The sequence below is a fragment of the Cupriavidus sp. FW305-46 genome (genome assembly GCF_058787075.1).
The window spans coordinates 63,792-90,465 of record NZ_JBYSZI010000003.1 but is presented as its reverse complement, the minus strand read 5'-3'; the positions used below and the strand labels follow the sequence as shown (position 1 = coordinate 90,465).

General features: G+C 67.7%; 21 protein-coding genes and 2 tRNA genes. 8 read left to right on the top strand and 15 right to left on the bottom strand.

Going from position 1 to position 26,674, the window contains the following annotated elements; all coding sequences use genetic code 11:
• Positions 1-83: 83 nt before the first annotated feature.
• Positions 84-5,945, bottom strand: a complete 5,862-nt coding sequence (uvrA, locus tag AC3WON_RS02375; RefSeq protein ID WP_492351053.1) for an excinuclease ABC subunit UvrA — start codon at positions 5,943-5,945, stop codon at positions 84-86.
• A gap of 225 nt (positions 5,946-6,170) precedes the next feature.
• Between uvrA and AC3WON_RS02370 the strand changes: the two genes are divergently transcribed.
• Both AC3WON_RS02370 and AC3WON_RS02365 read left to right on the top strand, forming a co-directional pair.
• Positions 6,171-6,449 (top strand): type II toxin-antitoxin system RelE/ParE family toxin, encoded by a 279-nt coding sequence (locus AC3WON_RS02370; protein ID WP_035815279.1) that lies wholly within the window; start codon positions 6,171-6,173, stop codon positions 6,447-6,449.
• Positions 6,450-6,460: 11 nt separating this feature from the next.
• Entirely contained in the window at positions 6,461-6,796 is a 336-nt protein-coding gene (locus AC3WON_RS02365; RefSeq protein ID WP_492351052.1) for a HigA family addiction module antitoxin, read from the top strand.
• Positions 6,797-6,847: 51 nt separating this feature from the next.
• Here AC3WON_RS02365 and AC3WON_RS02360 read toward each other — a convergent pair whose 3' ends face one another.
• The 3 genes from AC3WON_RS02360 to ribA form a co-directional block, all read right to left on the bottom strand.
• On the bottom strand, positions 6,848-8,218 hold the full coding sequence (locus tag AC3WON_RS02360) for a serine hydrolase domain-containing protein (protein ID WP_492351051.1): 1,371 nt from the start codon (positions 8,216-8,218) through the stop codon (positions 6,848-6,850).
• A 46-nt stretch (positions 8,219-8,264) separates the two neighbouring features.
• Positions 8,265-8,744, bottom strand: a complete 480-nt coding sequence (locus AC3WON_RS02355) for a MarR family winged helix-turn-helix transcriptional regulator (protein WP_492351050.1) — start codon at positions 8,742-8,744, stop codon at positions 8,265-8,267.
• Positions 8,745-8,922: 178 nt separating this feature from the next.
• On the bottom strand, positions 8,923-9,519 hold the full coding sequence (gene ribA, locus AC3WON_RS02350) for a GTP cyclohydrolase II (RefSeq protein ID WP_010814562.1): 597 nt from the start codon (positions 9,517-9,519) through the stop codon (positions 8,923-8,925).
• Positions 9,520-9,787: 268 nt separating this feature from the next.
• Between ribA and AC3WON_RS02345 the strand changes: the two genes are divergently transcribed.
• Entirely contained in the window at positions 9,788-10,318 is a 531-nt protein-coding gene (locus tag AC3WON_RS02345; RefSeq protein ID WP_492351049.1) for a riboflavin biosynthesis protein RibA, read from the top strand.
• 8 nt (positions 10,319-10,326) lie between these two features.
• On the opposite strand, the gene AC3WON_RS02340 is transcribed toward AC3WON_RS02345, so the two are convergent.
• The gene (locus tag AC3WON_RS02340; RefSeq protein WP_492351048.1) at positions 10,327-10,797 is read right to left on the bottom strand and encodes an Lrp/AsnC family transcriptional regulator; all 471 of its coding nucleotides are present in this window, start codon (positions 10,795-10,797) and stop codon (positions 10,327-10,329) included.
• 151 nt (positions 10,798-10,948) lie between these two features.
• Between AC3WON_RS02340 and AC3WON_RS02335 the strand changes: the two genes are divergently transcribed.
• A complete protein-coding gene (locus AC3WON_RS02335; protein WP_492351047.1) occupies positions 10,949-11,290 on the top strand; it encodes an AsnC family transcriptional regulator in 342 nt (113 codons plus the stop codon).
• Positions 11,291-11,297: 7 nt separating this feature from the next.
• Here AC3WON_RS02335 and AC3WON_RS02330 read toward each other — a convergent pair whose 3' ends face one another.
• Positions 11,298-12,221: a LysR family transcriptional regulator gene (locus AC3WON_RS02330; protein WP_010814566.1), complete on the bottom strand. Its 924-nt coding sequence runs from the start codon at positions 12,219-12,221 to the stop codon at positions 11,298-11,300.
• Positions 12,222-12,351: 130 nt separating this feature from the next.
• Here AC3WON_RS02330 and metE point away from each other — a divergent pair, with 130 nt between their 5' ends.
• Positions 12,352-14,730, top strand: coding sequence for a 5-methyltetrahydropteroyltriglutamate--homocysteine S-methyltransferase (gene metE, locus AC3WON_RS02325; RefSeq protein WP_492351046.1), 2,379 nt, complete (start codon positions 12,352-12,354; stop codon positions 14,728-14,730).
• A gap of 89 nt (positions 14,731-14,819) precedes the next feature.
• Here metE and AC3WON_RS02320 read toward each other — a convergent pair whose 3' ends face one another.
• The 6 genes from AC3WON_RS02320 to AC3WON_RS02295 all read right to left on the bottom strand — a co-directional run bounded on the left by AC3WON_RS02320 (position 14,820) and on the right by AC3WON_RS02295 (position 19,909).
• The gene (locus AC3WON_RS02320) at positions 14,820-16,235 is read right to left on the bottom strand and encodes a DUF1254 domain-containing protein (RefSeq protein ID WP_492351045.1); all 1,416 of its coding nucleotides are present in this window, start codon (positions 16,233-16,235) and stop codon (positions 14,820-14,822) included.
• Positions 16,236-16,484: 249 nt separating this feature from the next.
• Complete coding sequence (pcaD, locus tag AC3WON_RS02315) at positions 16,485-17,264, bottom strand: 3-oxoadipate enol-lactonase (RefSeq protein WP_492351044.1); 780 nt, start codon at positions 17,262-17,264, stop codon at positions 16,485-16,487.
• A gap of 39 nt (positions 17,265-17,303) precedes the next feature.
• Positions 17,304-17,588 carry a muconolactone Delta-isomerase gene (gene catC, locus AC3WON_RS02310; RefSeq protein ID WP_013953231.1) on the bottom strand — a complete coding sequence of 95 codons (285 nt, stop codon included), beginning with the start codon at positions 17,586-17,588 and terminating at the stop codon, positions 17,304-17,306.
• A 53-nt stretch (positions 17,589-17,641) separates the two neighbouring features.
• Complete coding sequence (locus AC3WON_RS02305; RefSeq protein ID WP_492351043.1) at positions 17,642-17,938, bottom strand: YciI family protein; 297 nt, start codon at positions 17,936-17,938, stop codon at positions 17,642-17,644.
• Positions 17,939-17,979: 41 nt separating this feature from the next.
• Positions 17,980-19,320: a short-chain fatty acid transporter gene (locus AC3WON_RS02300; protein WP_011617321.1), complete on the bottom strand. Its 1,341-nt coding sequence runs from the start codon at positions 19,318-19,320 to the stop codon at positions 17,980-17,982.
• Positions 19,321-19,531: 211 nt separating this feature from the next.
• Positions 19,532-19,909, bottom strand: coding sequence for a hypothetical protein (locus AC3WON_RS02295; RefSeq protein ID WP_035815245.1), 378 nt, complete (start codon positions 19,907-19,909; stop codon positions 19,532-19,534).
• A 224-nt stretch (positions 19,910-20,133) separates the two neighbouring features.
• Between AC3WON_RS02295 and AC3WON_RS02290 the strand changes: the two genes are divergently transcribed.
• Entirely contained in the window at positions 20,134-21,831 is a 1,698-nt protein-coding gene (locus tag AC3WON_RS02290; RefSeq protein WP_492351042.1) for an MBL fold metallo-hydrolase, read from the top strand.
• An 89-nt stretch (positions 21,832-21,920) separates the two neighbouring features.
• Positions 21,921-21,997 (top strand) — tRNA-Arg (locus AC3WON_RS02285).
• An 81-nt stretch (positions 21,998-22,078) separates the two neighbouring features.
• Here the strand turns inward: AC3WON_RS02285 and AC3WON_RS02280 are convergent.
• Complete coding sequence (locus AC3WON_RS02280; RefSeq protein WP_492316872.1) at positions 22,079-22,975, bottom strand: hydrolase; 897 nt, start codon at positions 22,973-22,975, stop codon at positions 22,079-22,081.
• Between the two features lie 217 nt (positions 22,976-23,192).
• Between AC3WON_RS02280 and AC3WON_RS02275 the strand changes: the two genes are divergently transcribed.
• On the top strand, positions 23,193-24,998 hold the full coding sequence (locus AC3WON_RS02275; protein WP_492351041.1) for a GGDEF domain-containing protein: 1,806 nt from the start codon (positions 23,193-23,195) through the stop codon (positions 24,996-24,998).
• 184 nt (positions 24,999-25,182) lie between these two features.
• On the opposite strand, the gene AC3WON_RS02270 is transcribed toward AC3WON_RS02275, so the two are convergent.
• Both AC3WON_RS02270 and AC3WON_RS02265 read right to left on the bottom strand, forming a co-directional pair.
• A tRNA-Leu gene (locus AC3WON_RS02270) sits at positions 25,183-25,269 on the bottom strand.
• Between the two features lie 95 nt (positions 25,270-25,364).
• On the bottom strand, positions 25,365-26,651 hold the full coding sequence (locus tag AC3WON_RS02265; protein WP_492351040.1) for an amidohydrolase family protein: 1,287 nt from the start codon (positions 26,649-26,651) through the stop codon (positions 25,365-25,367).
• Positions 26,652-26,674 lie beyond the last annotated feature (23 nt).

Sequence of the window (26,674 nt, the reverse complement as noted above, 5' to 3'; positions counted from 1 at the left end):
GCGATGTGCGCGCCAGTAGCCATGGTCAAGCGAAAGACGTGCCCGTACGCCCTTCGCCGCCCCGATTCATGCGCCACTCACCCTTACGCGATGCCCACTTTCCCGGCCTCGGCATTGCCCCGCGCCAGCACCGGCACCAGTGCCGCGCCGGTATGGCTGGCCGCGTTGCGCGACAAGGCCTCCGGATCGGCCGCGCCGACGATGGCGCCGCCGCCCGCGCCGCCTTCGGGGCCAAGGTCGATGATCCAGTCGGCCTCGGCAATCACGTCGAGGTCATGCTCGATCACCACCACGCTGTGCCCGCCGTCCGTGAGCCGGTGCAGCACGCGGATCAGGCGCGCCACGTCGGCCATGTGCAGGCCCACGGTGGGCTCGTCCAGCACGTACAGCGTATGCGGCGCCTTCTGGCCGCGGCGCGTGATGTCGTCGCGCACCTTGCTCAGTTCAGTCACCAGCTTGATGCGCTGCGCCTCGCCGCCGGACAGTGTTGGCGACGGCTGGCCCAGCGTCAGGTAGCCCAGGCCCACGTCCTTCATCAGTTGCAGCGGATGGGCGATGTTCGACATGGCCGAGAAGAACTCCACCGCCTCGTCGATCTCCATCGTCAGCACGTCGCCGATATTCTTGCCGCGCCAGGTGACCGCCAGGGTCTCGGGGTTGAAGCGCTGGCCGTGGCAGACATCGCACGGCACCTTCACGTCCGGCAGGAAGCTCATGCCGATGGTGCGCACGCCCTGCCCTTCGCATGCCGGGCAGCGCCCGTCGCCGGTATTGAACGAGAAACGCGACGCCGTGTAGCCGCGCGCGCGCGCTTCCAGCGTATCGGCAAAGAGCCTGCGAATGGTGTCCCACACGCCGATATAGGTGGCCGGGCATGAGCGCGGCGTCTTGCCGATCGGGGTCTGGTCCACCTCCAGCACGCGGTCGATCGATTCCCAGCCGGTGACGGCGTCGCAGCCATGCCAGTTGTGCTCGACATTGAGCGGCTTCCTGGTACTTGACTTGGCTGCCTTGGCCTCATCCTTCGCAGCATTGCGCGCGCGCCGGGTCGCCGGCGACGACAGCACCGAGCAGCCCACCGCGTCGAGCAGGTTGGTCATCAGCACATCGCGCGCCAGCGTGGACTTACCCGAACCGGACACGCCGGTAATGGCCACCAGCCGCGACAGCGGAATGCGCGCCGTCACCTTGCGCAGGTTATGCAGCGACGCGCCGTGCACGGTCAGCCATTCCGGCGGATCGGCGGGCTTGCCGGCGGCACCGGGCTTCACCTTGCGCCTGGCCTGCAGCGGATGGATGATCGGGTGCGCCAGGAACTGCCCGGTGGTGGAGTCCGGCGCCGCCGACAGGTCGGCCACGCCGCCCTGCGCCACCAGCGTGCCGCCGCGCTTGCCCGCACCGGGGCCGATATCGATGATGTGGTCGGCACGGCGGATGGTATCTTCATCATGCTCGACCACCACCAGCGTATTGCCCTTGTCGCCGAGCTTGCGCAGCGCGTCCAGCAGGATCTGGTTGTCGCGCGGATGCAGGCCGATGGTGGGCTCGTCCAGCACGTAGCAGACGCCCTGCAGGTTGCTGCCCAGCTGCGCGGCCAGGCGGATGCGCTGGGCCTCGCCGCCAGACAGGCTGGGCGCGGCACGGTCCAGGCTCAGGTAGCCCAGCCCCACTTCCTCCAGGAACTGCAGGCGGCTGCCGATCTCGCTAATGACATCGCGGGCGATCTCGGCATCGCGCCCCGTGAGGTGCAGGCCGTCGACCCAGCGGCGGGTATCGGACACGGTCCACTGCGCCACGTCGACGATGGCGTTCTCGTCGAAGGTCACCGCGCGCGCGACCAGGTTCAGGCGCGTGCCGTGGCAGTCCGGGCACGGCGTGTCGACCACGCCTTCGGGCTCCTGCTCTTCCGACGGCAGGCTCTGCTCGCGGCCGCGGTTGTCTTCCACCAGCACGGTATCGTCGAACGCCGCGCGCTGCTCGCGCGTCAGTGCCAGCCCGGTGCCCACGCAGGTGGTGCACCAGCCGTGCTTGCTGTTGTACGAGAACATGCGCGGATCCAGCTCAGGGTAGCTGGTGCCGCACACCGGGCAGGCGCGCTTGGTCGAGAACACCTTGATCTCACCCACATGCGCGGTGCCGCCGTTGTGCATGGCGTGGTGCAGGCCGTCCAGCGGCGCCAGCAGGTGCATCACGCCCTTGCCGGCCTCAAGCGTCTGCGCCAGCAGCGCGCGCAGCTCGGCCTCGTTCTCGGCCGACACCACCAGGTCGCCTACCGGCAGCTCGATGGTGTGCTCGCGGAAGCGGTCCAGCCGCGGCCACGGGTCGACCGGCAGGAATTCGCCATCGACACGCAGGTGCGTATTGCCGCGCGCCTTGGCCCACTTGGCCAGGTCGGTATAGACCCCCTTGCGGTTGACCACCAGCGGCGCCAGCAGCCCCACGTGCTGGCCGCGATGGTCGCGCAGCAGCTGGGCGGCAATCGACTCCGGGCTCTGCGAGGTCACCGGCGCGCCGTCATGCACGCAATGCTGGATGCCCAGCTTGACATACAGCAGGCGCAGGAAGTGCCAGACCTCGGAGGTGGTCGCCACCGTGCTCTTGCGGCCGCCGCGCGACAGGCGTTGCTCGATCGCCACCGTGGGTGGGATGCCGTAGACCGCATCCACCTCGGGCCGGCCCGCCGGCTGCACGATGGAACGCGCATAGGCATTGAGCGACTCCAGGTAGCGGCGCTGGCCTTCGTGGAACAGGATGTCGAAGGCCAGCGTCGACTTGCCCGATCCGGACACACCGGTGACCACGTTGAACTTGCCGTGCGGAATATCGACGTTGAGCGCCTTCAGGTTGTGCTCATGCGCATTGACGATGCGCACCACGTCCTCGCCCTCGACCTCGCGGCGCGCGCGCCGTGCCTGCAGCGCGGCCTGCAGCGGCACGCCTTCGATCTCGGCGCGCTCGGCGGCAAGCGTGCCGGCTTCGCCGAGCGCCGCGTCATAGTGGATCAGCGCCTGGCCGGTATGCGATTCGGCGCAGCGCTTCACGTCTTCCGGGGTGCCGGTGCAGACCACGCGCCCGCCGGCATCGCCGCCCTCGGGGCCAAGGTCGACCAGCCAGTCCGCGGCGCGGATCACGTCCAGGTTGTGCTCGATCACGATCAGCGAATGGCCGCCGTCCAGCAGCTTGCCGAAGGCGCGCATCAGCTTGGCGATATCGTCGAAGTGCAGGCCCGTGGTCGGCTCGTCGAACATGAACAGCCGGCGCGGGATGGCGCTGGGCCGGGTCCGCGACGGCGTGGCCTGCGCCGCTTCGGCAAGGAAGCCGGCCAGCTTCAGGCGCTGCGCCTCGCCGCCCGACAGCGTCGGCACCGGCTGGCCCAGCTTCATGTATTCCAGGCCGACATCGACGATGGGCTGCAGCACGCGCAGCACCGCGGGGTCGGCGGCAAAGCAGGCGGCCGCTTCGCTGACGGTCAGCTCCAGCACGTCGGCAATGCTCAGCAAGCGCGGCGGCTGGCCGGGCGCGGCACGCTCGATCTTCACTTCCAGCACTTCGGGGCGATAGCGGGTGCCGTCGCAGTCCGGGCAGCGCAGGTAGACATCGCTCAGGAACTGCATCTCGACATGCTCGAAGCCCGAGCCGCCGCAGGTCGGGCAACGCCCGTCGCCCGAGTTGAAGCTGAAGGTGCCCGCGGTGTAGCTGCGCTGCAGCGCCATCGGCGCCTTGGCGAAGAGCTTGCGGATCTCGTCGAACGCGCCCACGTAGCTGGCCGGGTTGGAACGCGCGGTCTTGCCGATCGGCGACTGGTCGACAAAGACCACATCGTCGACCAGGTCCGCGCCGGTCAGCTTGCGGAACGCGCCCGGCGACTCGGTGGCCTTGCCGAAGTGCCGCGCCATGGCCGGATGCAGCACGTCCTGCAGCAGCGTGGACTTGCCCGAACCCGACACGCCGGTCACGCACACCAGCCGCTGCAGCGGGATCTCTACCGTGACGTCCTGCAGATTGTGCTCGGTGGCGCCTGCCAGCACGATGCGCGGCAGCGTGGCATCCACCGGCCGGCGCTGCCAGTGCGAGGCATCGGCCACGCGGCGGCGCCCGCCCAGGTATTCGCCGGTCAGCGTGCCGGCATTGCGGATTTCGGCCGGCGTGCCGTCGAAGATGATATTGCCGCCACGCTCGCCGGGGCCTGGGCCCATGTCGATCAGGCGGTCGGCAGCCAGCATCACGGACGGATCATGCTCCACCACCACCAGCGTGTTGCCCGCATCGCGCAGCCGGTGCATGGCCTCGACAATGCGGTTCAGGTCGCGCGGGTGCAGGCCGATGCTGGGCTCGTCCAGCACGAACAAGGTGTTGACCAGCGAGGTGCCCAGCGCCGTGGTCAGGTTGATGCGCTGCACCTCGCCGCCGGACAGCGTGCGGCTCTGGCGGTCCAGCGTCAGGTAGCCCAAACCCACGTCGCACAGGTATTTCAGGCGCGTGCGCACCTCGGCCAGCAGCAGCTTGAGGGCATCGTCCAGCATCGCGCTGGGCAGGGTCAGCTCGTCGAAGAAACGGCGGATGCGCTCGATCGGCAGCAGCATCAGGTCATGCACGGTCAGGCCGGGCAGCGCCTCCAGCCGGGTGCGGTCCCAGTCCACCCCGCGCGGCAGGAAGCGGCGCGGTGGCGCCAGCACGGCGTCGGCATTGTCCTTCGAGCCCAGGCGCCACAGCAGCGACTCGGTCTTCAGGCGTGCGCCGCCGCAGGTTTCGCACGGCGTGTAGCTGCGGTACTTCGACAGCAGCACGCGGATGTGCATCTTGTAGGCCTTCGACTCCAGGTAGTTGAAGAACCGCATCACGCCGTACCAGTGCTTGTTCCACTGGCCGGTCCAGTCCGGCGAGCCATGGATGACCCAGTGGCGCTCGGCCTCGGTCATCTCCGCCCAGGGGGTGTCGCGCGGAATGCCGGCCTTGCCCGCGTAGCGCATCAGGTCGTCCTGGCACTCCTTCCAGGCCGGGGTCTGCATCGGCTTGATCGCGCCCCCGCGCAGCGTCTTGCGCGCGTCGGGGATCACCAGGCCAAGATCGACACCGATCACGCGGCCGAAGCCGCGGCAGGTCTCGCAGGCGCCGTAGGCGGAGTTGAACGAGAACAGCGCCGGCTGCGGGTCCGCATAGCGCAGGTCGCTGTCCGGGCTGTGCAGGCCGGTGGAAAAGCGCCATACGGGGCCCTCGTCGCCGTCAGCCAGCACATAGATGTTGACGCGGCCGCCGCCGCGCTTGAGCGAAGCTTCGATCGCCTCCACCACGCGCACCTTCTCGGCATTGCCGATGCGGAAGCGGTCCGCCACCACATCGAGCAGCTTGCGTGCGCCGGTGGGCGACTGCACCACGCGCTGCGCCTGCACGCGCGTATAGCCGCTGACGGACAGCCACTGCTGGACCTCCTCATCCGTGGCGGACTCAGGCAGCTCGACCGGAAAGGTCACCACGAGCCGCGCATCGTGATGCGGCTGGCCCTCGGCCGTGCGCGCCAGCAGCTCGGCGTAGATGGTTTCGGGCGAGTCATGGCGCACCGGCAGCGCGGTCTGCTTGTCGAACAGCTCCGCCGCGCGCGCGTAGAGCAGTTTCAGGTGGTCGTTCAGCTCCGTCATCGTGCCCACCGTCGAACGCGAGCTGCGCACCGGGTTGGTCTGGTCGATGGCGATGGCGGGCGGCACCCCGTCCACGCGCTCCACCTGGGGCCGGTCCATCCGGTCCAGGAACTGGCGGGCGTAGGCGCTGAAGGTCTCGACGTAGCGGCGCTGGCCTTCGGCATAGAGCGTGTCGAACACCAGGCTGGACTTGCCCGAGCCGGACGGCCCGGTCACCACGGTCATCTCGCCGGGGCGCAGGTCGAGATCGACATTCTTGAGGTTGTGCTGGCGGGCGCCGCGAATGCGGATTAGCTGCTTGCTCGACACGATTTCTCTTTTCGAATCAGGACGTTAAGGAGGTGACGGGAAGCTGCCCGACCACTGTACATCCATACAGTCTATCAGGTTGGAAAAGAATTGGTATCGATCACCTCGCCCGGAATCAGACAAGTGACGGTGCGGCGCGAGAGGCGAGCGGTTTTCATGGACGTTCGCGCCAGGCCAATGCCTGACTTTCGCTGCATTGCTATTTATCGATTACCGATATACGATATGATCCAGTCATTCAGATGTTCGGACACGGCTGAACTGTTCGCGGGCCGCTGTGTACCACGCTTCGGCAATATCCGCGCCGTGGCCGAACGCAAGCTGCGGCTGCTGCAGAGAGCGTCGACGCTGGAGTTCCTGCGCTCCCCGCCGGGCAATCGCCTGCAGTTGCTGACGGGCGACCGCAAAGGCCGCTACAGCATCCGCATCAACGAACAGTGGCGAATCTGCTTCATCTGGACCCACGACGGCCCCGCGGCCGTTGAGATCATCGACTATCACTGAGGAAGACAGACATGGTTCGCTTCAAGGACGGCATGCGTCCCATCCACCCGGGCGAAATCCTGCGTGAGGATTTCCTGGTACCGCTCAACATGAGCGCCAACGCCCTGGCCCTCGCGCTGCGCGTGACCGCGGCGCGCACCAACGACATCGTCCGCGAGCAACGTGGCATCACGCCGGACACCGCCCTGCGCCTGGCGCGCTATTTTGGCGGCGATGCGCAGTCGTGGCTGAACCTGCAGCTGGACTATGACCTGAAGGTCGCGCAGCGCGACCACGGCGAGCGCATCACCGCGGAAGTGGCGCCGCGCAATGCCGCGGCGGCCGGTCAGCCGGCCGCTGAAAAGTAGAAACCGGTATTGCCGGGGCGACGCTGCCCACGCCGCCCCGGGGCCATCCCCCTATCGCATCAGCGTTTCCGCCAGCGCCCGGAAAGCACGGAACGTGATCGGATTGTTGGCCGCGTTGCCGGCCACGGGGTGCGACGCGTATCGCACGATGGTCAGCTCGGCCTTAGGGTCGATATAGATGCGCTGGCCATGGATGCCGGCGGCCTGGAACATGCCGTGGCTGTCGTGCGAGACCCACCACATGTCGCGATAGCTCCAGCCCGGCAGCACCGGCGCGCTGGCCGACCTGGCAAACTGGTCCCGGTCGCCGCCGCTGCGGATATCCGCCACGACCGAGGCCGGAATGATCTGCTTGCCGTTGAAACGCCCGTTGCCGCGGATGGTCTCGCCAAAGCGTGCGAGGTCGCGCAGCGTGGTGTTCAGCCCGCCGCCGCCCGACTCCGTGCCGATGCTGTCCACGGTGAAGTACGCATCCTGCTCTGCGCCCATCGGTTGCCAGATCCGCTCCGAGAGCAGCCTGGCCAGCGACTGGCCCGAGGCCCTGCGCACGATCCACGCCAGCACCTCGGCATTGACCGTCTTGTAGGCAAACACCGCATTGTGGTCGCCTTCCTTCTGCAGGGTCTTCAGGAAGTCGTAGAACGTCCCCGGGCCGCTGTAGCCCGCCGGGCGGGCCAGCATGCCGCCCGCACGCGCGTAGTCCCACACCTCTGCCTTGGGATTGGCATAGTCCTCGGAGTAGCGCACGCCGATGGTCATGTCCATGACCTGCCGCACCGTGGCGTCGCCATAGGCCGTGCCAGCCAGTTCGGGCAGGTAGCGCGTCACCGGTGCCGCCGGGTCGAGCTTGCCGTCGGCCGCGAGCATCGCGGCCAGCGTGCCGACGAATGACTTTGTGACCGACATGGCGATATGGGGCGTATGCCCGTCAAGCGCGCCGAAATAGCGCTCATAGATGACCTTGCCCTTGTGCATCACCAGGATGCCGTCGGTGTAGGTCAGCGCCAGCATCTCGTCGAAGGTGCGGCGGCTGCCGTCCGCATCGGTGAACTGCACCGAGCCGATATCCCGTTCCGCACGCGGCAGCGCGCTGGCCGGGCCGGCGCCGCGCCAGACGGACGCGGTCGGCACCAGTTCCCGGACATGCGAGAACAGCCAGCGATTGCGCGGAAACCTGTCGGCGCCCGGCGTATGCGTGATCAGCTTGTCCGGCGGCGGCGGGAAGCCCTGCATCCAGCCCAGGCGGTTCGGGTCGCTGTCCAGCGCGGCGACCAGGGTCGGCGCCGCGGCTGCCGGGGCGGCCGCACTCCCGGCGGTGCTGCCGGTGCTCTGGCTCCAGGCCGGCAGGCTGGCCGCGCACAGCGCCATGCATGCCAGGCGGCGCCAGGGGCGCGAGGATTCCGGATAGGTCTTCAATGACATGCTGTCTCCTTGCCTTGTCTTGTTTGAGGGATTGCCGCCCGCGGGGCTAGCCCGCCTGCGCATCCGCGCCCTGCTGGTGCTCGATCAAGGCCGCGGTCAGCTTGTCGATGCAGCGGTCCAGCGTCTGCACCTCCGCTTCCGTCAGCACCGAGAGGAACATCTTCTCCAGCATGTCGCCGCGCTGGTACGTCTGCGCGACCAGTGCTTCGCCCGCCGCGGTCAGGTAGAGGTTCAGCTGCCTGGCGTCGGCCTCGCCGACTTCACGGCGCAGCAGGCCCCGCTTTGCCAGCGCGGTGACCAGCTTGGAAGTCACCGTTTTCTCCAGCAACACCAGTTCGATCAGGCGCGTCAGCGTCAGGCCCGGCTCCAGCCCGGCAAAACGCAGCACACGCAACTCCCGCAGGCCGATGCCGAACTCGCGCTCGTAAAAGCCGGAGGCGGAACACTTGGTCATTTCGCAAAGGCGGTTCAGGCGAAACGACATGAATTCCAGGATGGAATCGGTGGTGCTGGCAGTGTTGGACATGGGAACGGGTGATCAGGCGGCCAATAGATTCTATGAGCAATAGTTTCCATGAGCAACTAACCAAGGGTAAGTACGGTTCTTCGCGCGATCGCCGGGCAAAAGAAAAGGCCCGCCCCAGGATTCCTGGCAGCGGGCCGGTCCAGGCAGCGCGGCGGCTGCCTGCAGCGCTCAAGCGCGATCAGTCGAGCAGGTGCCCCATGCGCGTGCGCTTGGTGGCCAGGTACTTCTCGTTCTCGGCGTTGGACGGCACGATGTGGCGCAGTTGCTCGGTGACCGTGATGCCGGCCTTCTCGAGCGCTGCGGCCTTGAGCGGATTGTTGCTCATCAGGCGCACGGACTTGACGCCCCACTGGTGCAGCAGGTCGGCGGCGAAGGCGTAGTTGCGTGCGTCGATCGCCTGGCCCAGGGCCAGGTTGGCGTCGACCGTGTCGAGCCCGCCGTCTTGCAGGCGATAGGCGCGGATCTTCTCGGCCAGGCCAATGCCGCGGCCTTCATGCCCGCGCAGGTACAGCAGGATGCCGCGGCCTTCGGCGGCAATCTTTTCCATGGCGAGCTCGAGCTGCGGACCGCAGTCGCACCGGCAGGAACCGAAGACGTCGCCGGTCAGGCATTCGGAATGCATGCGGATCAGGACGCCATCGCCCGTCACATCGCCCACGCTGAGCGCCAGGTGTTCAATGCCTGAATCGGCGCCCTTGAAGGCGTGCGCCGTAAAGTCGCCGAATCGCGTCGGCAGGCGCGCCGAGTCGATCAGCTCAATTTCTGTGTCATTCATACCGGAATTCTTGGTCAAAAGGCGGGGGCGCGGCCCGGCACCGCCGACATTATGAGCGGAATTGCACCTTCGCGCTCGGATTCCCCGCCGTGGCGGGGCGGGACGGCCGTCGGCGAAGTCCTACAGCAGTACGCGCAATCCCCTTATGCAGCCGCTTCAAGCGGGTCGGTAGACTCGGTTTACAGCACATCGCCGGAGCCGTTCCAGGCGACAAAAAGCGCAGCGCGCATCACCTGACGGCGGCCCTCGGCCCCAGCAGGAGCAGGCCATGACCGGTAATCCCTTGAACGCTGAGCAAGCCAGTACCAAGATCGCAGCACTGTTCGACACCAGGTCGGCAGCCAACGACGCCGCCGAACGGGTCTGCCATGAGGCCCATCTCCGGCGCGGGCAGGTGCGGCTGGTGCATCCATACGAAGCGCACTTCGGCCGCAAGCTGGAGCCCGAGAACGACGCCATCGCGCGCACCGCGGTGCGCTCGCACCTGATGATGGGTACGCTGGGCGCGGTGATCGGGCTGGCCATTGTCGGCATCCTGCACCGGCAGGGAGTCGAGGCCGTCATGGACAGCCCGGGATTCGCAGTCGGGGCGGCCCTCTTCCTGGGCATGGTGTTCGGCATGCTGCTGGCGGGGCTGGTGACCGCACGACCGGACCATCAACTGGTGATAACGCCGGTGCGTGAGGCCGTGCAGCATGGCCGCTGGGCGCTACTGGTACATCCGACCACGCCGCAGCAATGCAACGAGGCTATGCGCGCGCTGCGCAATACCACTGCCGAGGTGCTCAGGACGGCCTGACAAGCTGCTCAGGGCTCGACCGAAGGCTCGCGCTTGAGCGTGCGCAGCACAAAGGTCGAGCGGCTGTGGCGCAGGCCAGGCAGCTTGTATAGCTTGTGCCGCAGGAACTCCTCATAGCCCAGGGTCCCCGCCACCGCGACCTTGATCAGGTAGTCATATTCGCCGGTCAGCAAGTGCGCCTCCATCACTTCAGGCAGTTCCGCCAGCGCCTTGCCGAAGCGGTACAGCATGTCGTCGTCGTGCCGCTCGAGCGTAACCTCGATCAGCACGGTATCGGGCAAGCCCAGCGCTTTCTGGTTCAGCAGCGCGGCGTAGCCTTCGATCACCCCGCTTTCTTCCAGCGCGCGCACGCGGTTCCAGCAGGGCGTGGCCGACAAGCCGACTTGCTCGGCCAGCTTCGCATTGGACAAGCGGCCATCGCGCCGCAGTTCACGCAGGATGCGCCGGTCGGTGTCGTCGAGTTTGGGCAGCTGTGCCATCACAATAGCTCACAAAAAAGAATCGTCCGTAAATTCTGCCATAAAAGGATAGTTATTCTCCAATACAAGCCATAGTGGAGAAAATATAGAAGCCAATTTTGCGCAGCGGCTGGTAAATTTACTTTATCGAACGACCTGCCGGAAACGACACATGCCAGCCGCCACCCTCCCCACCCTGCGCCTCTCGCTGCGACTCGAAACCACCGACCCGTTCGGCACCATGGAATGGGTGCTGGCCAATGCGCGCCGTACCGGCCTGGCGCCGGCGCAACTCAGCTTCGACGCCGCCCGGCAGGCCGTGCTGCATGCCACCCTGACGGCGGAGGATGCCGGCCTGCTGTGGCTGTTCCTGCGCCGCCTCGACAATGGTTTCGACGTGGAACTGCTGTTTGCCGACGTGGATGACCCGGACAGCGACGCCGTGGCCGAGCCGGCGCCGCGCGCCGCCATGCGCCGCACTGACAGTGAGCCGGCCCTGGCCCTGTCCGCGTGAACCGCGCCTAAGCAGCCTGCGGCAGCAACTCGATCCCATCGAGCTGCGCCGCGCACGTATCGCGCACGATCGAGACAAAGTCCGCCACGTAGGGCCTGCGCGCCATCGCCGCCGGCACCGTGGCATAGAGCTCGCTCCACAAGCCTCTGGCACCGATGCGCTTGGCCAGCACGTAGTCGTGGTCGACGTAGTTCTTCACCCCCCAGTTGGGCAGCGCCGCCACGCCGCGGCGGCTGGCTACCAGCTGCAGCACCGCTACCGTCAGTTCCGCCGTGCGCCGTTCCAGGTGGATGCCCGCGGGCTCCAGCACCTCGCGGATCAGGTCGATGCGCTGCTCTGGCACCGGATAAGTAATCAGCGTTTCGCCGGCCAGGTCCCCGGCTTCGATGCGGCGCTTGTTGCGCAGCCGGTGTTCATTGGCGATCACCGCCAGGATCTCGAAGCGGAACAGCGGCGCCACCTCCAGCCCGCGTCGGGCCGCCGGCTGCGAGCCGATCACCATGTCGGCGCGGCCGTCGCTGAGCAGCGCGATCGGGTCGGCGTGGAAGCCCGCCACCAGGTCCACCTCCACCTCCGGCCAGCGGCGGCGGAACTCATCCATCACCGGCATCAGCCAGTCAAAGCAGGTATGGCATTCCAGCACCACGCGCAGCTCGCCGCGGGTGTCGCCCTTGAGCCGTTCGATATCGCGGTCGGCCGCGCTGACCGCGGCCAGCACCTCGCGCGCCAGCGCCAGCAGGCGTTCGCCCGCCGGCGTGAAGCGCAGCCCCTGGCGCGTGCGGTCGAACAGCGGCAGGCCGTAGTGCGATTCGATCGCCTTGATCTGGTGCGACAGCGCTGACTGGCTGACATGCACGCGCTCGGCCGCGGTGGCCAGCTTGCCGGACTCGGCAATCGCCACCAGCGAGCGCAAATGGCGGACTTCGATCATGCGGCGCCCCCAACCTGTTGCCCGCCTATCTTGATATGAAACTCATTCATATGTTGTTTAAAACTTGTCGCTTGATTCATTTTACGGGCAAACCGACACTGTGCGCCAGACATCTTCCGGAGCAACCTCCATGGCACGCACCCATATCCTCGGCTTTCCCCGCATCGGCGAACGCCGCGAACTGAAATTTGCGCAAGAAGCGTTCTGGCGCGGCGATCGCACCGAAGCCGAGCTGCGCGACGTGGCCGCGCAACTGCGCCGCCGCCACTGGCAGCTGCAGGCCGACCGCGGCCTGGACACGGTCGCCACCGGCGACTTCGCCTACTACGACCAGATGCTGAGCCTGACCGCGCTGCTGGGCGCGCTGCCGCGCCGCTTCGGCTTCGATCCGGCCCGGCTCACGCTGACGCAGTACTTCGAGCTGGCACGCGGCAACCGCGAGCAGCCGGCCATGGAAATGACCAAGTGGTTCGACACCAACTACCACTACCTGGTCCCCGAGCTGGACGCCGAGACCACTTTCGACGGCGGCCCGGCCTGGTTCTTCGAGGAAGCCGATGAGGCGCTGGCGCTTGGCCTGCGCGCCCGCCCGGTGCTGATCGGGCCGGTCACCTACCTGTGGCTGTCCAAGAGCCATGTGGCGGGCTTCGACCGCCTGACCCTGCTGCCGCAACTGCTGCAGGGCTATCGCCGCATCCTTGGCCAGCTCAAGGCGCGCGGCATCGAATGGGTGCAGATCGACGAGCCGGCCTTGTGCCTGGACCTGGAGCCGGCCTGGCTCGACGCATTCGACACCGCCTACGCTGCCTTGCGCGAAGCCGGCCCCAAGCTGCTGCTGGCCACCTATTTCGACACCGCCGCCGACCATGCGCAGCGCGCCGCCGCCCTGCCGGTCGATGGCTTCCATATCGACCTGGTGCGGGCGCCGGAACAACTGGCCGCATGGCAGGCCGCGCTGCCCGCGCACGCCGTGCTGTCGCTGGGCGTGATCGACGGCCGCAATATCTGGCGCACCGACCTGCGCCGCGTGCTGGACACGCTGCGCCCGGTGCAGGCCGCGCTGGGCGAGCGCCTGTGGCTGGCACCGTCGTGCTCGCTGCTGCATGTGCCGGTGTCGCTCGCGCATGAAGTGCGCCTCGATGCCGAGCTGAAGTCGTGGCTCGCCTTCGCCACCGAAAAGCTCGACGAGCTGTCCGTGCTGGCCCGCGCGTTGAATCAAGGCGACGCCGTGGTCGCCGAAGCGCTGGCAGCATCCGACGCCGCGCAGGCCTCGCGCCGCGCCTCGCGCCGGGTGGTCAACCCGCGGGTGCAGCAGCGGCTGGCAGCCGTGAGCTCCGGCATGGCCGACCGCGCCAGCCCCTTTGCCGAGCGCATCGAGCGCCAGCGCCAGGCGCTGCAGCTGCCGCTGTTGCCGACCACCACGATCGGCTCGTTCCCGCAGACCGCCGCCATCCGCCAGACCCGCGCCGCGTTCAAGCGCGGCGAGATCGGCGCGCTCGAATACCTGGAGCGCATCCGTGCCGAGATCGCCGTGGCCGTGCGCAAGCAGGAAGCACTGGGCCTGGACGTGCTGGTGCACGGCGAAGCCGAGCGCAACGACATGGTCGAGTACTTCGGCGAGCAACTGTGCGGCTACGGCTTTACCGAGAACGGCTGGGTGCAGAGCTATGGCTCGCGCTGCGTCAAGCCGCCGGTGATCTACGGCGACGTGTACCGGCCCGAGCCGATGACGGTCGATACCGCCCGCTATGCGCAATCGCTGACCGAGCGGCCGATGAAGGGGATGCTCACCGGCCCCATCACCATGCTGCAGTGGTCCTTCGTGCGCGACGACCAGCCACGTGCCACCACCGCGCGCCAGCTGGCCCTGGCCATCCGCGACGAAGTGTGCGACCTGGAGCAGGCCGGCATCCGCGTGATCCAGATCGACGAACCCGCGCTGCGCGAAGGCCTGCCGCTGCGCCGTGCCGACTGGGATGCCTACCTGGACTGGGCCGTCACCGCCTTCCGCCTGTCGGCCAGCGGCGTGCAGGACCAGACCCAGATCCACACGCATATGTGCTATGCCGAGTTCAACGATATCCTGCCCGCCATCGCGGCCATGGACGCGGACGTGATCACCATCGAGACCTCGCGCTCGGCAATGGAACTGCTGGAAGGCTTCGGCGACTTCGACTACCCGAACGAGATCGGGCCGGGCGTCTACGACATCCACTCGCCGCGCGTGCCGTCGGTGCAGGCCATGGAGCGGCTGCTCGACCGCGCCTGCGAGGTGGTGCCGCCGCAGCGGCTGTGGGTCAACCCGGACTGCGGCCTGAAGACGCGCGGCTGGGAGGAGACCGAAGCAGCGCTGGCCAATATGGTCAGCGCGGCCCGCGCGCTGCGCGCACGGCTGTCGGCGCGAGGCGCAACGACATGGAAGCGCGTCAGCAAGCCTGCAGGCGCCATCGGTGCGGCAGTGCCCCACGCCAGCGGCGCCTGCACGGCTTGCGCCACGCACGCGCACTGAGACGGCGCAGCGGCAATTGCGCTGGCAGGAAATGACAAAGGCCGCATGCCCTGGCAGGCATGCGGCCCTTGTCCTTGCTCGCGGCCTCGTCAGTCCACCTGCATCACCGCCGGCGGCATCCAGGTGCCGTCCAGCAGCACCTGCTCCGGCCAGTACGCGCGCAGCATCATGTTCAGGCCATCGGGCGGCGCCGGCAGCCAGTTCGCTGCCTTGGCGCCGGCCGGGCGCTCGTGCTGGATATAGATATCGAGCGAGCCGTCGCGGTTGTAGCGCAGGCGGTCGCGGCTGCCCACGGCGTAGCGCTGGATCGGGTTGGGAATGAACGCCTGCCGGTCGTTGTACAGCGTCAGCGACCAGAACGCGCGCGCCGGCGGCAACTGGTCCTTGTCGAAATGCAGCACATAGCGCGCCCCGCCCTGCAGCGGCTTGCCGTTGGCATCCGTGCGGGTGGAGGCATAGATCGCGTCTTCGGGCAGGTTGGCACCCAGGCCCACCCACGCGGTCACCGCGCGGCGGCCGTAGCTGGTGCCATAGGTGCCCAGGTCGCGATGCATGACCCAGCCGTTGCCGGCATCGGCATTGCCCTTGCGCGCACCCTGCACGATCGCCGCCAGCGCAGCGGTGGCTCCCTCCTGCACCGCGCGCGCGGTGGAGGGCTCCATCACCGTGGTCTTGAACGGCACCCCCGGGGTGATGCCCATGCGGCGGAGCTTGTCCACCATGGCGGCATCAGCGGGCGCCGGCGGATTGGCCGGCAGCAAGGCGGCAAAGCGCGTGAAGAAGGCCTGTGCATCCATTGCGGCCACCTGCTCAACGGGCGAGCTTTCAGGGTCGATGGCCGTGGGCCGCGGCGCGGCCTTCTCCGGCACGCGCCGCCCGCCACCCCAGGCCGACAGCGGCGTCAGCCGGTACTGGTCCTGCAGCCGGTGCACCGCCGGGAAGTCATGCTTGCCATTGGCCTGCGTACGGCCGATCAGCCAGACCATCGACGTGGGCGAGCGGATCTCCTGCATGCCCTTGGGCAGCGTGCCACGCCAGTCAGGCCCGGTGATGGCGAAGTTGCCGCGGCGGGTGCCGGTGGTGCGCTTGCCCGGCGACGCGAACACATTGGTCCACGCATCCATCAGCGGCATCAGGTAGTAGCGCCCGTGCGTATCGGGCACCGACAGGATGACCGGCTCCCTGGACAGGTCGAGCCAGGCCGACGAATACAGCGTGTCGGCGTTGGGGCTGACCACGTCGGTGAAGCTGGCGTCGGGGAAGGTGCGCTTGTGGTGGAAGGTATTGACCGGCGTGCGCAGCGTCATCAGCTCGCGCGTCACGTCCATCAGCACCATCGGATAGGCGAAGGTGAAGACCTCGGCGGACAAGGCCTTCATGGCCTGGTCCGACGGCGGTTGCTCGGCGACTGCCGGGCTGGTTCCGTGATCCGGCGCGGACGCACAGCCGGACAGCATGACGGCGAGCGTGACCGCGCTCGCCAGTTGACGCAAGGATGGCTTCATGACCCCGTTTTCCCAATGTTTTTGCGGCTTTTCGGGTGTTGCGGCTATGACTGCCGGCATGTCGTCCCGAAGGCGCATCTATTCCGTGCGCATCTTGTCCCGCGCGCCGGTGACCTGTCAATTCCTCTGAAGCCGGGAAGCGAGGGCAAGCGCACCGAACGCCGGCGGCATCGGTCAGGGGTGAATCATAAAGCACTATCAGGGGTGATGAAAACCGCACGCATGGGTGGGCTTTTCCGCCTCAAAGCCTCAGCGCGTCAGGAAATCCAGCACCACCTTGCTGAACGCGTCGGCCTGCTCCAGGTTGGAGATATGTGCGGCCTCCAGCTCGACATAGTGGGCGCCCGGGATCGTCTGCGCCAGGAACACGCCATCGCGCGGCGGCGTGGGCAGGTCGCCTGAACCCGCGACGACCAGCGTCGGCGTGGCGATCCTTTCGATTTGCGCGCGCAGGTCGGCATCGCGCACGGCCAGGCAGTTGGCCGCATAGCCCGCGGCCGGGGTGGCCCCGAGCATGGCGCGCAGCGATGCCACCAGCCCCGGATGCGCGGCCGCGTACGGCGGGGTGAGCCATTTGTCGACCACCGCGGCCGCGATCGATGCCACGCCGTCGCGCCCGACCGCAGCGGCGCGGTTGGTCCAGTTCTCCGGCGGGCCGATATAGGCGGCGGTATTGCACAACACCAGCTTGCGCAGGCGCGGGCCATGGTTCAGGGCCAGCCACATGCCAGTGATGCCACCCATCGACAAACCGCAGAAACTGGCCTGGCCGATGCCAAGGTGATCGAGCAGCGCGATCACGTCGCCGCCGAGCTGCGCGATGCTGTACGGACCCGCCGGCACCGACGACTCGCCATGGCCGCGCGTGTCATAGCGCAGCACGCGGAAGTGCTGGCTGAAGGCCGCCACCTGCGGCTCCCACATGCTGAAGCTGGTGCCCAGCGAATTGGACAGCACCAGCACCGGCAAGTGCTCGGCGCCATCGAGGCGGTAATGCAGTCGGACGTTGGCGAGGTCGGCGTATGGCATGGCGTTTGGCTCAGGATCAGGGGGCTGGGTGGCGGGCGCTCAGTTCGGCGCGATGGCCGAACCGTGTTGCGCCAGCGGCGTGACCTTGATCTCCATGTACGGGTACAGCGGCAGCGTGGTCAGCAGCGTGTGCAGTTCGTCGTTGTCGCCGACATCGAAGATGCTGACGTTGGCGTACTGGCCCACCACGCGCCACAGGTGGCGCCACTTGCCTTCGCGCTGCAGGCGCTGCGACATGGCCTTCTCGTCGGCCTTGAGCTGCTCCACCAGTTGTGGATCGAGCGATGCGGGAATCTTGACGGTCATTTCGGCCATGAACAACATGGGGTCTCCTTGTCTGGGGGTACGGTGGGATGGAGGCAGCGCGGGCTGCCTCGTCAAAGATGGCGCACGCCGTCGAGATAGGCCTTGCGCCAGCGCACGATGCGCACCTCGGCAAACAAACCCGCCTCGGTGAACGGATCGGCGTCGATGAATTGCCGTGCCGCGTCGCGGGTGTCGACATCGACGATATAGATGCCGCCGCCGGCATCCGAGCCATCGTCGTTGAGCTTGGCGCCGCAAGCCAGCAGCAGCGCCTTGTTGGCTTCCAGGTAATCCAGGTGGCTGGCGCGGGTGGCCTGGCGCACGTGCTGGAGATTGGGCTTGTCGACGGTTTCGATCAGGTACGGCATGGCAGTCCTCCTGTCAGCGGCGCGCTGGCCGCGGGTCAATGTCAGGCAATCTGCGCGCCCCACAGCAGCAGCGCGGCAATGTAGATCAGGCCCACCCAGAACATCATGATCACGGTGTAGCCCATCACGTCCTTCAGGTTCAGCCTGGACAGCGCCAGCGCCGGCAATATCCAGAACGGCTGCACCAGGTCGTTCCAGGCATTGCCGAGCATCACCGACATCGAGGTCTGGCTGACCGAGCTGTTGATGGCCTTGGCCGCATCGACCATGAACGGGCCCTGGATCATCCAGTGGCCGCCGCCCGACGGCGCGAAGAAGTTGATCACGAACGAGCTGAGCAGCCCCCAGAACGGCAGCGTCTGCGGTGTGGCGATCTCCACGAACACGCGCGAGATGGTATCCACCAGCCCCGAGCCGGCCATGATCGCCATGATGCCTGCATAGAACGGATACTGCAGGATGATGCCGGAAATGGTCTTGATGCCTTCGTTCAGCTTGGCCACGTAGTTGACCGGCGTGCCCAGCAGCAGCACGCCCGCGAACAGGATCAGGAAGTTGATCAGGTTCAGGTCGAGCGAGCCGCCCTGCGTGAAGTAGATGACCGCGTAGGCCATGCCGCACAGGCCGATGGCCAGGCTCAGGATACGGCTGTTGTTCAGGCGCGCGGCCAGGGTGTTCTCGCCGCCCATGCTGTGGGCCGAGCCGGCCTCGGCCTTGGCGGGTTCCTGGTCGCGGCGGATCTCCACCACATCGGCCGGGTTGCGCGGATGCAGCCAGGCATTGAGCAGCGGCAGCGTGACGATCACCGCCAGGCTGGTCAGCAGCATCGGCGTGGAGAAGATGGTTTCAGACAGCGGGATCACGCCCATCAGCTTTTCCATCGGGTGGCCCGGGGTGGAGATCAGCACCGGGATGCTGGCCGACAGGCCCAGCCCGTACAGGGTGAAGCCGCTGTACGCGGCGGCGATGATGAGCGGGTAATGCACGCCACGGACCTTCAGCGCCAGCTTCCTGGCGATGATGCCGCCGATCACCAGCCCGAAGCCCCAGTTCAGGTAGCTGCCGATGCCGCCCACCAGCGTGGCGACGATCACCGCGGTGCGCGGCGAGTGCACGGCGCTGACGATGCGGTCGAGCATGCGGTCAGTGAACGGCGCGGTGGCCAGCACGTAGCCCATCGCCAGGATCACCGCCATCTGCGTGGTAAATGCCAGCAGGTTCCAGAACCCCTTGCCCCAGCTGGCGATCACGGCCGGCGCTGCCTGCCCTTGCACCGTCACCGCCAGCGCCATCGTCAGCAAGGTCAGGCCGATGGCAAATACGAAGGGATCCGGCAGGTACCGGCGCATGAGTTCGGTGAAGAACCCGGCAATCTTGCTCATAGCTTCCTTGTCTCCAGTTTCGGCCAAAGTTACGCTATTAGAACTACAGTTCTATATGCGAACTTCGCAAATACGCGTGGCTATGCTAAAGGCCGGTCGACCGGTTGGTCAAGGAAATGGGGACGCGCGATTACATTCGTTTCGCGCAACAATTATTGAATGAGACCTGGAATTTTCTACGCAGGCCATGCAATGCGGCAGATCGGCAGGATCAATAGCGCATCTGCACATCATCGACCTTGCCCGTCCGCGCGTTGTACAGGCAGGCATAGTGGAAGCCGATCGCCGACGAACTGTCGTCAGGCTCGAACACGCCTTCGCCATTGACCGAGGTTTGCGCATTGGGGCGCAGGTAGTACTGCTCGCGGTCGGCCATCAGCATCACGCTGCCAGGCTGCGGGTAGCGGCGCTTGAGGGCTTCCGCCACGGCCGGCTCGCAGGCCGTGGACGCGGCCCTGGATGCGGCTTGTGGATCGACGGTGATGCGGGTGGTGGCCGGGGGCACCGGGCGCGGTGCCATCTGCGGCGGCGTTTCGCAGGCGGCCAGCAGGCACACCAGCGGCAGGCACAGGCAAGAAGCTCGGATCACGCGGACCTCCTCAGAAGGAGGGCGCCGGCAACGGGCACCCCAAAAAGTGAAGCGGAGCTATCAGGTTACTGCCTCTGGCCGGAAAAGCCAAAGCCGGCGCGCCCGGGCAGCCGGGCAATGCCCCGCCGATAGCGAATCCTTGAACGCGGCTAAACTATGGCACGCGGCAGCGCCCCGGGTTCCGGCCAGGTGCGTGCCGCCAGCACAACCATGATGCCGACACAATGACAACCACAGAGACAAGCGGCAACCGCCCTGCCACCCCTGCCCCCCTGCTGCGCACCGCCGCCAGCCTGCTCGTCGTGCGCGATGCGCCGGCCGGCATGGAAGTGCTGCTGGTACGCCGCGTCGAACGCGCCAACGACCGCAGCAGCGGCGCCTACGTCTTCCCTGGCGGCACGCTCGACGCGCAGGACAAAGCCCTGCACGCGCATGCCCACGGCCTGGACGACGCCCTTGCCAGCGAACGCCTGGGCCTGCCGGCCAGCGGCCTGGACTTCTACCTGGCCGCCTTGCGCGAATGCTATGAAGAGGCCGGCCTGCTGTTTGCCTGCGACCGCGACGGGCGCCCGCATTCGCCGCACCAGCTCGACGCCGCCCGCCAGGCGCTGCTGCGCGAGGCAGTGCAGCGCGGCGGCCCCGGCCTGGCCCACGCTTGCGAGCAACTGGGCCTGCACCTGGCGGCCGACCGGCTCGCCTATCACAGCTACTGGCTGACGCCGCCCGGCCTGCCCAAGCGTTTCGATACCCGCTTCTTTGTCGCCATCGCCCCCGAAGGCCAGATGGCCGTGCCCGACGGCACCGAGATCGTGGAGCACCGCTGGGTCCGCCCCGGCGAGGCCGCCGATCCCGCCAGCGGCCTGCCGCTGATGCACGTCACGCGCCGCACGCTGAGCTCGATCGCGCAGTTTGAAAGCGCCGCGGCCTGCTTCGCCTATTACTCGCAGTTGCGCGGCATTGCCTGCATCATGCCGCGGCTGGCCACCGGCGCAGCCGGCGTGCGCCCGGTGATGCCCAACGAGCCGTGCTACGCCGAGATCGGCCGCATCGATCCCGACGGCAACACGCACGGCCGTTATGAGCTGGCACCGGGCGTGCCGGTACGGCTGTCCGAGCGCGTCTGGCGCGTGACCGCCAACAACGGCAGCGTGATGACGGGCCCGGGCACCAACACCTACCTGGTAGGCGGCGGTGCGCGCAATGAATGGGCCGTGATCGATCCGGGCCCCGACGATGGCGAGCATGTGCGCGCCATCCTTGCTGCCGCACCCGGCCCGATCCGCTGGATCCTCGCCACGCATACCCACCTGGACCACTCGCCCGCTGCCGCCGCGCTGCAGGCCGCCACCGGCGCCACGGTGCTCGGGCGTGCCGCGCCAGCCGGCCAGTGGCAGGACCTCAGCTTCGAGCCACAGCGCGAACTGGACCACGGCGAGCGCCTTGCCATCACCGAGGACTGCACCCTGCGCGTGTGCCACACACCGGGCCACGCCTCGAACCATCTCTGCTACCTGCTGGAAGAAGAAAAGACACTCTTCACCGGCGACCACGTGATGCAGGGCTCGACCGTCGTCATCGGCCCGCCCGATGGCGACATGCGCGCCTACCTGGACTCGCTCGCAGCGCTGCAGGACGAAGACCTCGACTGGCTGGCGCCGGGCCATGGCTTCCTGATCGCGCGCCCGCAGGACGCCATCCGCATCCTGGTCCGGCACCGGCTGCAGCGCGAGGCCAAGGTCGCTGCCGCGCTGCGCGAACTGGGTCCGGCACCGATCGGCGAGCTGCTGCTGCGCGTCTACGACGATGTGCCGCCGCGCATGCATCCGGTTGCGCAGCGATCGCTGCTGGCGCACCTGCTCAAGCTGCGCGATGACGGCAAGGCGCAGGAAACGGACGGCATCTGGTCGAACGCCGCGGCGTAACACCGGGCGCGGGCATCGGGGCCACTTGAAGATTTTTGGCGGGGGGCTTGCGCAAACCAGAAATTGCGCTACAATGGCGCCTCTCGTGTGCGGCTGTAGCTCAGTTGGATAGAGTACTTGGCTACGAACCAAGGGGTCGTGGGTTCGAATCCTGCCAGCCGCGCCACCTATGCAGAAAGAAAAAGGGCTTCCGGAAACGGAAGCCCTTTTTTCATTGCGGCGCTCGCATCTGGCGCCACCCTCCCCACTACCACCGATAGCGCGCCCCGACCGTTCCGCCCGGGTTGCGCCCCGCCCTCACCTTGAACCACAGCTTCATGCCGGTCGACGTATTGCCATGCGCGCCGATGTTGAAGGAGAACAGTCCGCGCAGCAGGTCGGCATCGATCTTGGTGCCGTTGATGTTGATGACCTGCTTGCGGCTGTCCTGCCACCAGTCTGCCTCGACAAAGGGATAGATGCCGGCCAGCCGCGTCGGCTGCGCGCCGTACAGGCGCACGCCGATACCGGCGGCGCTGGCGTCGCCGGGCATGGCTTGCATCGGCATGCCGGAGACGGGGGACATGCCAGGCTGGTAGGCCAGCTGCAAGCGCGGCTGGATGGTCAGCCCGCCTGCGCGCGGCACCACGGCATCGACCGCCAGCGCCATGGTGCGCACGCGACTGTCGGCAAAACCGCCTGCGCTGGTGATGTCGTCCAGGTGCAGCGACACCCGGCGCGGGCGTTCGGCCATGGCGGCAGTTTCACGGTCGACCGCGGCAAGGCCGGGAGCATCGTCATCGGGCCCGGGGCCTAAGGCGAGCGTTAACGCGGATGGGGACGACTGCGACGGCGCGGCATACTCGACGGTGACGGGCTCGGCGGGCGTGGCGGACCAGGCAGGAGCAGCGGTGTCGGCAACCAGCAGATCGGGCACGTCGGCCATTGCGGGCTGCCCGGCTTGCGCCTGCAGCGGCTGGTCCCAGCCGGAGACGCCCTGGCTTTCCGGAACGGCGTCATCTGCATGGGCCAGTGCACACATCAGCATGGCCAGGATGACGCTGTACTGCAGGTGATGCAGGACCATGCCGTGGTGCGCGGCACATGCGTGCCACCCGGGGCAAGTCCCCGCCTCCCTTTCTCTCGATGACAAGACCGTAGTCATGGCAACCACCTTCGGACGTTATATGTGCCTGCCCGATGAGCTTGAGCATAGGTCAAATGCCCTGCCAGCGTTAGCCGGTAATGTTCGGCCGCGCGCGCCCCGTACGACCCTGTCAGTGAGCAAATTCGGCCTGGCCGCTGCGCCTTTTCGTCAATAATGGCGGTAATGACAAATCTTGCAGACATCGCCCGGCAAGCTGCCGCCGGGAGCAAACCTTATGGCCTTGTGGCAACGTGCGCGCCGGCATGAGTCCGAACCCGGGGGCATGGCACCGCCGGCCGGACGCAGCCGCAGCCTGAAGCGCAAGCTGGCGATCGCCACGGCGGTCGGCGGGCTCTGCACCCTGGTGCTCGCCGCGCTGGTGATGGCCCGCTCGTATGGCGACTTCACCTCGGCGCGGCAGAACCTGTATGACATCTCGGCGTACCGCGAGCTGCTCGAGGCCGCCAACGTGCTGTCCGCGGAACGCGGACCGGCCAACAGCGTGCTGGGAGAGCCACCCTCGCCCAACACTCCCGCGCGCGAACGCCTGCAAGCCTTCCGCGCCCGCAGCGATGCCGCGCTGGCGCGCCTGGCCGCGCCGCCGCCGGCACCCTTCGGCCTGCACAACCACCACCTGCCGCCGCTGATGGTCGAGCGCGTGCGCGAACGCCTGGCGCGGGCGCGGGCCGAGATCGACGAACTCGCCGGGCGCCCGCGCCAGGACCGTGACATGGACGAGATCCGCCATGCCATCGAAAGCATGTTCGAGGTCGTGGACGCGCTGCAGCCGGCCATCGCCTGGCAGGTGCGCGAACTGTCCGCCTGCGACGACGGCCTGGCGGCGCCGGCGCTGACCGGCAGAATGCTGGGCGACCTGCGCGAGTATGGCGGGCGCATCGCCTCGCAGATCATGGCGCCCGTGGCGGCGCGCCAGCCGATGCCGGTGCAGAGCCTGGTGGATGCCACGCGCTCGCGCGGCCGGCTGCTGGAGCTATGGCAGCTGGCGGGGCCGGCGCACAACATGTTCGGCGCCGTGCCCGCGCTGGAGCAGGCATACGCCGACGCCGGCCACCAGTTTTTCGGCCAGGGCCTGTCGATGATCGACAGCCTGCTTGCGCAGGGCCGCGTGTCGGGCCATTACTCGATGACGCCGACGGAGCTGACCAACCGCTATGTGCGCACGCTGGAGCCGCTGGAGCGGCTGCGCAGCGTATTCCTGGACGAGGTGGTCGCGCATTTCACCGCGACGCGCGCGCAGGCGCTGCGCGAACTGACGGCCGCGTGCGGCACGTCGGCGCTGATCCTTGCCGTGCTGGGCTACGTGCTGGTGTTCATGCAGCGCTCGGTGTTCCTGCCGCTGCTGCGCGCCGGCGACGAAGTGATCGGCCTGGCCGAGGCGCGCGACCACCCGCACTACGCTGCGCCAGCGGCGTCCGCCAGGCCCGCGGCGGAGATGCGGCGCCTGTTCGATGCCATCGAGATCCTGCGCCGCAAGCTGCGCGAGCGCGCCTCGCTGACCGAACAACTGGAACACCAGGCGCGCACCGACAGCCTGACCGGGCTGCTGAACCGGCGCGCGCTGGAGCTGGTGGCCGCGCAGTACGCGGCACACGACAGCGCCAGCCTGGTGCTGATCGACGTGGACCGCTTCAAGCAGATCAACGACCGCCATGGCCATGCCGCCGGCGACCAGGTGCTGCGCGACATCGCTGCGATGATGCGCGCGCTGGTGCCGCCCGAAGGCGTGCTGGCACGCTTCGGCGGCGAGGAGTTCGCGCTGCTGCTGTCGCACGGCAGGCCGGGCGAGGCCGCCGCGCTGGCCGAAACCCTGCGCGCGGAAATCGCGTCGCGCCCGGTCTACCTGTCGGGCAGCACCCAGCTGTGCGTCACCGCCAGCTTCGGCGTGGCCATCGGGCGCGGCGGCGAGCGTCACTGGCAGCGGCTGTTCGGCGCGGCCGACGCTGCCATGTACCGCGCCAAGGCCGAAGGGCGCAATTGCGTGCGCGAGGCACAGCGTGAGGAAGGGGTGGCAACCGGCTGAACCAGGCCGACCGTGGAACCAGCACGGAAAACGAAGGACGAAAAAAAACCCGCATCGCTGCGGGTTATTTCCAGATAACCGAGGCCGCTGCTTCGGTATCGAATGGCGGCGCCCGGAAAGGACTCGATCATTCAGGCCGGGCTGAAACGAAGAAAGGCTCGCTTGCGCGAGCCTTTCCAAATATTGGTGCCCAGAAGAGGACTCGAACCTCCACAGTGTTGCCACCGCTAGGACCTGAACCTAGTGCGTCTACCAATTCCGCCATCTGGGCTTCGTTTCGCTGCATTGCTGCTGCGATGCGAAGAACGAAATTATGCCGAGCGCGTCAGGAACTGTCAACACCCTGACACAAAAAATTTGTGATTCTTATTGCCCGCCGCCGCGCCGCAGGAAATCCACCTGCGCCGGCCGGCCAGGCAGGTCCAGCGCGGCCATCGCAGGGGGCATGCTGGCGATGGTCTTGCCGGCACGCAGCACCCGCAGCCGCGTGGCGCGCAGGCGGATTGCCTCCACCGGGTCGCGCGCCTGCAGCAGCACCAGGTCGGCGCGGCAGCCAGGCGCCACGCCGTAGCCATCCAGCCCCAGGATCTGCGCGGGCGTGGCGGTCACCGCGGCGAAGCAGGCGCGCATGGCCTCCTGCCCGGTCATCTGCGCAACGTGCAGCCCCATGTGCGCCACTTCCAGCATGTCGCCGGAGCCCAGGCTGTACCACGGATCCATCACGCAATCGTGGCCGAACGCCACCGGCACGCCGGCCGCCAGCAACTCCGGCACGCGCGTCATGCCGCGGCGCCGGGGATAGGTATCGTGCCGCCCCTGCAGCGTGATGTTGATCAGCGGATTGGCGATCGCCGCCACGCCGGCCTCGCGCATCAGCGGAAGCAGCTTGGACACGTAGTAGTTGTCCATCGAATGCATCGAGGTCAGGTGCGAGCCCGCCACCCTGCCCTGCAGGCCGAGCCGCACGGTCTCGCTGGCCAGCGTCTCGATATGGCGCGACAGCGGGTCGTCGCTCTCGTCGCAGTGCATGTCGACACGCAGGCCGCGGTCCGCCGCCAGCTCGCACAACAGCCGCACCGATTCGGCGCCCTGCGCCATGGTGCGCTCGAAATGCGGGATCCCGCCGACCACGTCGACGCCCATGTCCAGCGCGCGCTTCAGGTTGTCCAGCGCGCCGGGCGCGCGCAGCACGCCGTCCTGCGGAAACGCCACCAGCTGCAGGTCCAGGTAGGGGCGCACGCGCTCGCGCACGTGCAGCAGCGCCTCCACCGCCAGCAGCCGCGGATCGCACACGTCCACATGCGAGCGGATCGCCAGCAGCCCGCGCGCCACCGCCCAGTCGCAATAGGCCAGCGCGCGCTCGACCAGCGCTTCCTGCGTCAGCATCGGCTTGAGCTCGCCCCACAGCGCGATGCCTTCGAGCAGCGTGCCCGACTGGTTCACGCGCGGCAGCCCGTACGACAGCGTGGCGTCCATATGGAAGTGCGCATCGACGAACGGCGGCGTCACCAGAAGGCCGGCCGCATCGATCTCGTCGGCGGCGCGCGCGGCCAGTGCCGGCTCAACCGCGGCGATGCGGCCCGCGGCAATGCCGATATCGATGTCGGTGCGCCCGTCGGGCAGGTTGCAGTGCCGCAGGATCAGGTCGAGCATGGAGGTCTCTCAGGCAGGAGGCA

Excerpts from the sequence above, each read along its gene's own strand:
- AC3WON_RS02345 (WP_492351049.1), top strand. The coding sequence starts at position 9,788 with ATGACCGGTAATCCCTTGAACGCTGAGCAAGCCAGTACCAAGATCGCA.
- AC3WON_RS02330 (WP_010814566.1), bottom strand. The coding sequence starts at position 12,221 with ATGATCGAAGTCCGCCATTTGCGCTCGCTGGTGGCGATTGCCGAGTCC.
- AC3WON_RS02360 (WP_492351051.1), bottom strand. The coding sequence starts at position 8,218 with ATGTCATTGAAGACCTATCCGGAATCCTCGCGCCCCTGGCGCCGCCTG.
- catC (WP_013953231.1), bottom strand. The coding sequence starts at position 17,588 with ATGTTGTTCATGGCCGAAATGACCGTCAAGATTCCCGCATCGCTCGAT.
- metE (WP_492351046.1), top strand. The coding sequence starts at position 12,352 with ATGGCACGCACCCATATCCTCGGCTTTCCCCGCATCGGCGAACGCCGC.
- AC3WON_RS02365 (WP_492351052.1), top strand. The coding sequence starts at position 6,461 with ATGGTTCGCTTCAAGGACGGCATGCGTCCCATCCACCCGGGCGAAATC.
- AC3WON_RS02300 (WP_011617321.1), bottom strand. The coding sequence starts at position 19,320 with ATGAGCAAGATTGCCGGGTTCTTCACCGAACTCATGCGCCGGTACCTG.
- AC3WON_RS02290 (WP_492351042.1), top strand. The coding sequence starts at position 20,134 with ATGACAACCACAGAGACAAGCGGCAACCGCCCTGCCACCCCTGCCCCC.
- AC3WON_RS02265 (WP_492351040.1), bottom strand. The coding sequence starts at position 26,651 with ATGCTCGACCTGATCCTGCGGCACTGCAACCTGCCCGACGGGCGCACC.
- ribA (WP_010814562.1), bottom strand. The coding sequence starts at position 9,519 with ATGAATGACACAGAAATTGAGCTGATCGACTCGGCGCGCCTGCCGACG.
- pcaD (WP_492351044.1), bottom strand. The coding sequence starts at position 17,264 with ATGCCATACGCCGACCTCGCCAACGTCCGACTGCATTACCGCCTCGAT.
- AC3WON_RS02305 (WP_492351043.1), bottom strand. The coding sequence starts at position 17,938 with ATGCCGTACCTGATCGAAACCGTCGACAAGCCCAATCTCCAGCACGTG.
- AC3WON_RS02320 (WP_492351045.1), bottom strand. The coding sequence starts at position 16,235 with ATGAAGCCATCCTTGCGTCAACTGGCGAGCGCGGTCACGCTCGCCGTC.
- AC3WON_RS02280 (WP_492316872.1), bottom strand. The coding sequence starts at position 22,975 with ATGACTACGGTCTTGTCATCGAGAGAAAGGGAGGCGGGGACTTGCCCC.
- AC3WON_RS02355 (WP_492351050.1), bottom strand. The coding sequence starts at position 8,744 with ATGTCCAACACTGCCAGCACCACCGATTCCATCCTGGAATTCATGTCG.
- AC3WON_RS02370 (WP_035815279.1), top strand. The coding sequence starts at position 6,171 with ATGATCCAGTCATTCAGATGTTCGGACACGGCTGAACTGTTCGCGGGC.
- AC3WON_RS02275 (WP_492351041.1), top strand. The coding sequence starts at position 23,193 with ATGGCCTTGTGGCAACGTGCGCGCCGGCATGAGTCCGAACCCGGGGGC.
- AC3WON_RS02335 (WP_492351047.1), top strand. The coding sequence starts at position 10,949 with ATGCCAGCCGCCACCCTCCCCACCCTGCGCCTCTCGCTGCGACTCGAA.
- AC3WON_RS02340 (WP_492351048.1), bottom strand. The coding sequence starts at position 10,797 with ATGGCACAGCTGCCCAAACTCGACGACACCGACCGGCGCATCCTGCGT.